Genomic DNA, 4,504 nt, shown 5'->3' with positions numbered 1-4,504 from the left:
TGGGTACTATCAAAACAGATCAATCACTTAAAGTCATGTCCGAAAATCGGGGGCCACTTCTATTGTTGGTACCATGGTTCATTATATAGTTTACTATGTCATAAGTTTGTATAAGTTGGAGTATGAGTATGTACGACATACCTATTTTGAGCATTAAGGATAATGTGTCTGAGGTTGAATGGCAGACAAGAGTAGAGCTTGCAGCAGCTTATCGTCTTTTTGTTATGCATGGTTGGGACGATCTCATTCATACGCATATATCAGCACGGATTCCCAGAACAGAGCATCTGCTGATTAATGCTTTTGGGCTCTCATTTGATGAGATTACCGCGTCTAATTTGGTGAAAATTGATATTGAAGGCAACATTGTAGACTCAGAGACGCCGTTTGATATTAACCCTGCGGGCTTTACTATTCACAGTGCGGTTCATGAGGCGAGGCCGGAGGACCAATGCGCGCTTCATGTACATACAGATGCAACTGTTTCTATAGCAAGCTTAAAAGAGGGGCTGCTTCCATTAAGCCAATACTCAATGTTTGCATTAGCTTCTATGAGTTATCATGATTACGAAGGATTAGCGGTCAACCATGAAGAAAAACTCCGTTTGCAAAATGACCTAGGAAACGCGAATTTTATGCTGCTTCGCAATCACGGTGCGCTAACTATGGGTAAGACCATTGGCGATGCATTTATGCATATGTACGATCTGACAAGAGCTTGCCAAATTCAATTGCAGATTCAGTCAACAGGACAGAAGTATCACCTTGTCGACCAATCTATTGTTGACGGAATCAAAGCCCAAGCCAACGTAGTGCATTCTGGTTTAACTGGCGGTCAAAAGGCATGGCCTGCGATGATGAGAAGAGTAAAGCAGCGTTACCCTGATTTTGATATTTAGTTGTTTAATTATTTATAGTTGAGTTTGTTTCAATGAAAATCACCGAAGTAGAAATTTTTGATATTCACTGCCCGAAAAGACCACCATGGAATCCCGTATTTGTTCGTATTCATACAGATGAAGGAATTTCTGGTGTTGGAGAGGCGGGTTTAGCCTATGACTGGGGTCATAGCGCGGCGGCTGCCATGATCAAAGAAATCGCAGAAGCCGTGTTGATTGGCTTTGACCCTTTTAACACGGAAAAACTGTGGTCAAGGATGCTCAGAGAGAGCTTCTGGGGTTTAGGTGGTGGGCCTGTTTTGTATGCGGCCATGAGCGCGATTGACACGGCATTGTGGGACATCAAAGGCAAGGCACTTGGTTTACCTGTATATCAGCTTCTCGGCGGCAAAACCAATGACAAGCTACGCACTTATGCAAGCCAACTTCAATTTGATTGGGACAAAGAATGTAAGAAGCTCATTCATCCTGAAGAATATGCAGAGGCAGCTTTAAAAGCAGTGGCAGAAGGGTATGATGCGGTAAAAGTTGATCCTATTGTGTATGATCAGAATGGCGAATCATCTTTTGACCGGACCAAACTATTCACTCAACCACAAATGCGTTTATTTGGTGATCGACTAAGGGCAATACGAGATGCCGTTGGGCCGGATGTTGATATTATTTTTGAATCTCACTCCTTGATGGGAGCCGCTTCTGCCATTCAAATGGGTGAAGTTGTGCAAGAAGTGGGTTGCATGATGTATGAAGAACCGGTTAATTATTTAAACTCTGCCATCCATAAGAAGGTATCGGATAGGGTAAATGTCCCAATAGCTGGTGGAGAGCGCTTGTATCATCGTTGGGATGTGAGGCCATATTTTGAAGATCAGAGTATTGATGTATTGCAACCAGATGTTGGGCTATGTGGTGGCTTTACTGAAGCTAAGAAGGTTTGCGATTATGCGGATGTCTATGACATTAGAATACAAGCTCATGTCTGTGGTGGCCCAGTTGCAACAGCTGCATCGCTTCACTTGGAAACAGCAATTCCTAACTTTTTGATTCATGAGCATCATACTTATGCAATTAAAGATTGGAATAGAGAGTTGTGCATCCAAGATCCACAGCCGAAAAATGGCTTTTTCCAAGCTCCCGATACTCCTGGAATTGGGATTGAGCTCAATGATGAGGTAATCAAGCGATCACCTCATGTTTCGGTAAAATAACGGCTTAGAATTTATACCATTGGCAGGCATTATCATAAAGTAATGCCTGCGCATTTTCCTTGGATATATCTAGGACACTTTTCCAATAAGAGTCATAACTTTTTGAAAATAGACACAAAGGGAAATTGCTTGCCAACATTACTCTGTCATGGCCAAACGCTTCTAAGCACTCAGCAATAACTTGAGTGATCCAATCCATGCTGTAGTCTCTGCGTTTCATTTCCCAGCCTGAGCATTTCACTGCTACATTTGGATACTTCGCGATAGACTTAATGTTGTCCTGCCACACTTTCCAGCTTGGTTCATGAGGTAATGGTGGAAAACCAGCGTGGTTGATTATGACATTAAGGTGAGGCAAAGAGCTCATATGAGTTAACAAAGCATCGACCGATGCTGCATCACAGAATGGCATTTGCAAATCAAAGGACAAATCGTGCTGAGCTAATTGCTCAAGATTTTTAATGACGGCGGAGTTATTGAGCAAGTTAAGCGCTTCTTCATCAAAGATATGCCTTACTCCAACAACAGAAGAGTACTGTTTTAGCTTGTTAATATCTTCTGTAAATAGCTCGGGTGAGCGAGTCAGATCAGCTGAAGCAACGGTTCTAAAAGGCAAGCCCTTATTTGATTCCAACCATTCAATTTCTCGCCAAAAATGTTGGTTATCATACCCAGCTTCAATATGTACATAACCACTGAGTTCAAGCTCTTGGTTAACTTGTAGATCCTCTTGATTAAAGTTTTTAGCGATAAGATGTTTATCAGACCAAAATGGCGGATTTGTCGGCTTGAGCCAGTGATAATCGCCTTTAGTCAGATCAAAAAAATGTAGGTGCGGGTCAATTAGCTTAATCATTGGTTTATCCTGTTGTGTATCCACCGTCGATAACAGGGGTGCTGCCCGTTATAAAGGATGCATTATCGCTTGCTAAGAAAAGGGCATAGTGCGCAACTTCCAGAGGCTGTCCAAGGCGCCCCAAAGGTTGCAGTTGAGCTTCGCTCTCGTGAACTTGGTCTATATTACTACCTGAAGCACGACAATAGTGCTCAATAGCTTTATGGTATAAAGGTGTTTCAATCGTACCTGGGCACAAAGCATTGGCCCTTATATTGTATTTGGCGTAATCCAAAGCAGTGGTTTTAGCGAGCGAAGCCAGTGCTGCTTTACTTAAGTTATAAGCAAAGGAGTTGGGTTTTGCGACTAACGCTTGATCAGAAGCGAGTATGATGATTGCACCTGAGTTATTCTCTTTCATGCTAGGTAAAACGGCTTGCACTGCGGAGTAAACGCCTTTCACATTGATATCAAATACTCTCTGAAGGTCTTGCTCTGATGTATTTTCTATATTCGCAGAAAAGTGTACGCCTGCGCTTGTTATCAATACGTCAATTGGACCTTTTTGCGCGATGTTAGTTATATGTTGCTGTACACTTTTATGGTTGGTGATATCACAATGAAGGTAGACTCCTTCATGACTGTCATTGATATCCAAATTATAAACGCTGTAGCCATTGTCAATAAAGAGGCTCATGATCGCTTGACCAATGCCTGAGCTTCCTCCAGTAATTACGCACGTTTTTTTCATCGATTTTTCTCCGTTTTAAAGCCACAAACTGAGTTCGCTACTTGGTAGTTTCGGTTAGTTAATACACTTTGGACATTCACTAATACGAGCTTTGTCTGGCAACGGAAATAACATTATTAGGTAATCCATTACTTGCTGATAATTCTATCATATCCTTTTGATAGTCCAATACTTGTGTTGTTTTAAATTGTTAAGTTTTATGTCAATTTATAAAGAGCTGAGCGTGCATTGATTATATGCATTCCATAACTGAAGTTGTCATGGAAGACCTTAAAACATTTAAAATTGAGGGACGGTAGTCAATTTTAAGTAATTATTATTATAAAGATTCTAGCTATGAAATTATGCAAAACCAATTCACATTGCGTTTTAAGCTATCTATTGTTTGGAAATAATGCATCTGACAAATAAGTGATCTTGCACAGTATTTGTTAGGCATTTTCGTGTCATTCAAGCCATATCAAGACCATAAATAATGCTATTCGTAGGCGTTTTAACTTATTGAGATATCTGTTCCATTTACTTATGTCGTAAAAATAATATGGTTAAAAGTGGCATCTAAATTTGCTGATTACATTCAGCTTTATAATGTGCATGTTGTTTGTTATTGGGTTTGTGACATAATCCCAATCCAATTCGATGCTACGCCCTAGAGGGAGCTTGAAAATAAATCAACCTTATACATATCAATAAAGGAGTATGTTTTGTTTTGTGTTGAAGATAAGGACTTCTGTACATCAGAACAAGAGTATCCGCCCCATGATACCACGGGGTGATACTACTAATGTTTGAAGTTCCAAGGCAGGAGCGC

Annotated in this window: 4 protein-coding genes; 2 read left to right on the top strand and 2 right to left on the bottom strand. The window is 40.7% G+C overall.

Annotation, left to right across the window (positions count from 1 at the left end; translation table 11 throughout):
• Positions 1–128 precede the first annotated feature (128 nt).
• Together QQK21_RS14575 and QQK21_RS14570 are read left to right on the top strand one after the other, a co-directional pair.
• Complete coding sequence (locus QQK21_RS14575; RefSeq protein ID WP_284192916.1) at positions 129–899, top strand: class II aldolase/adducin family protein; 771 nt, start codon at positions 129–131, stop codon at positions 897–899.
• 32 nt (positions 900–931) lie between these two features.
• Positions 932–2,107: a mandelate racemase/muconate lactonizing enzyme family protein gene (locus QQK21_RS14570; protein WP_284192915.1), complete on the top strand. Its 1,176-nt coding sequence runs from the start codon at positions 932–934 to the stop codon at positions 2,105–2,107.
• Positions 2,108–2,111: 4 nt separating this feature from the next.
• Here the strand turns inward: QQK21_RS14570 and QQK21_RS14565 are convergent, their stop codons facing one another.
• Both QQK21_RS14565 and QQK21_RS14560 read right to left on the bottom strand, forming a co-directional pair.
• Positions 2,112–2,963, bottom strand: coding sequence for an amidohydrolase family protein (locus QQK21_RS14565; protein WP_284192914.1), 852 nt, complete (start codon positions 2,961–2,963; stop codon positions 2,112–2,114).
• A gap of 4 nt (positions 2,964–2,967) precedes the next feature.
• Positions 2,968–3,693 (bottom strand): SDR family NAD(P)-dependent oxidoreductase, encoded by a 726-nt coding sequence (locus tag QQK21_RS14560; RefSeq protein WP_284192913.1) that lies wholly within the window; start codon positions 3,691–3,693, stop codon positions 2,968–2,970.
• Between the last annotated feature and the right edge of the window lie 811 nt (positions 3,694–4,504).

This window comes from Vibrio zhanjiangensis, assembly GCF_030161235.1.
In the GTDB taxonomy this organism is placed as follows: Bacteria; Pseudomonadota; Gammaproteobacteria; order Enterobacterales; family Vibrionaceae; genus Vibrio; species Vibrio zhanjiangensis.
The sequence above is the reverse complement of the archived record's forward strand: the minus strand, read 5'-3'. Positions and strand labels throughout refer to the sequence as shown.

Bases quoted from the DNA above. Each gene is read 5' to 3' on its own strand.
- QQK21_RS14560 (WP_284192913.1), bottom strand. From the start codon at position 3,693: ATGAAAAAAACGTGCGTAATTACTGGAGGAAGCTCAGGCATTGGTCAA.
- QQK21_RS14565 (WP_284192914.1), bottom strand. From the start codon at position 2,963: ATGATTAAGCTAATTGACCCGCACCTACATTTTTTTGATCTGACTAAA.
- QQK21_RS14575 (WP_284192916.1), top strand. From the start codon at position 129: ATGTACGACATACCTATTTTGAGCATTAAGGATAATGTGTCTGAGGTT.
- QQK21_RS14570 (WP_284192915.1), top strand. From the start codon at position 932: ATGAAAATCACCGAAGTAGAAATTTTTGATATTCACTGCCCGAAAAGA.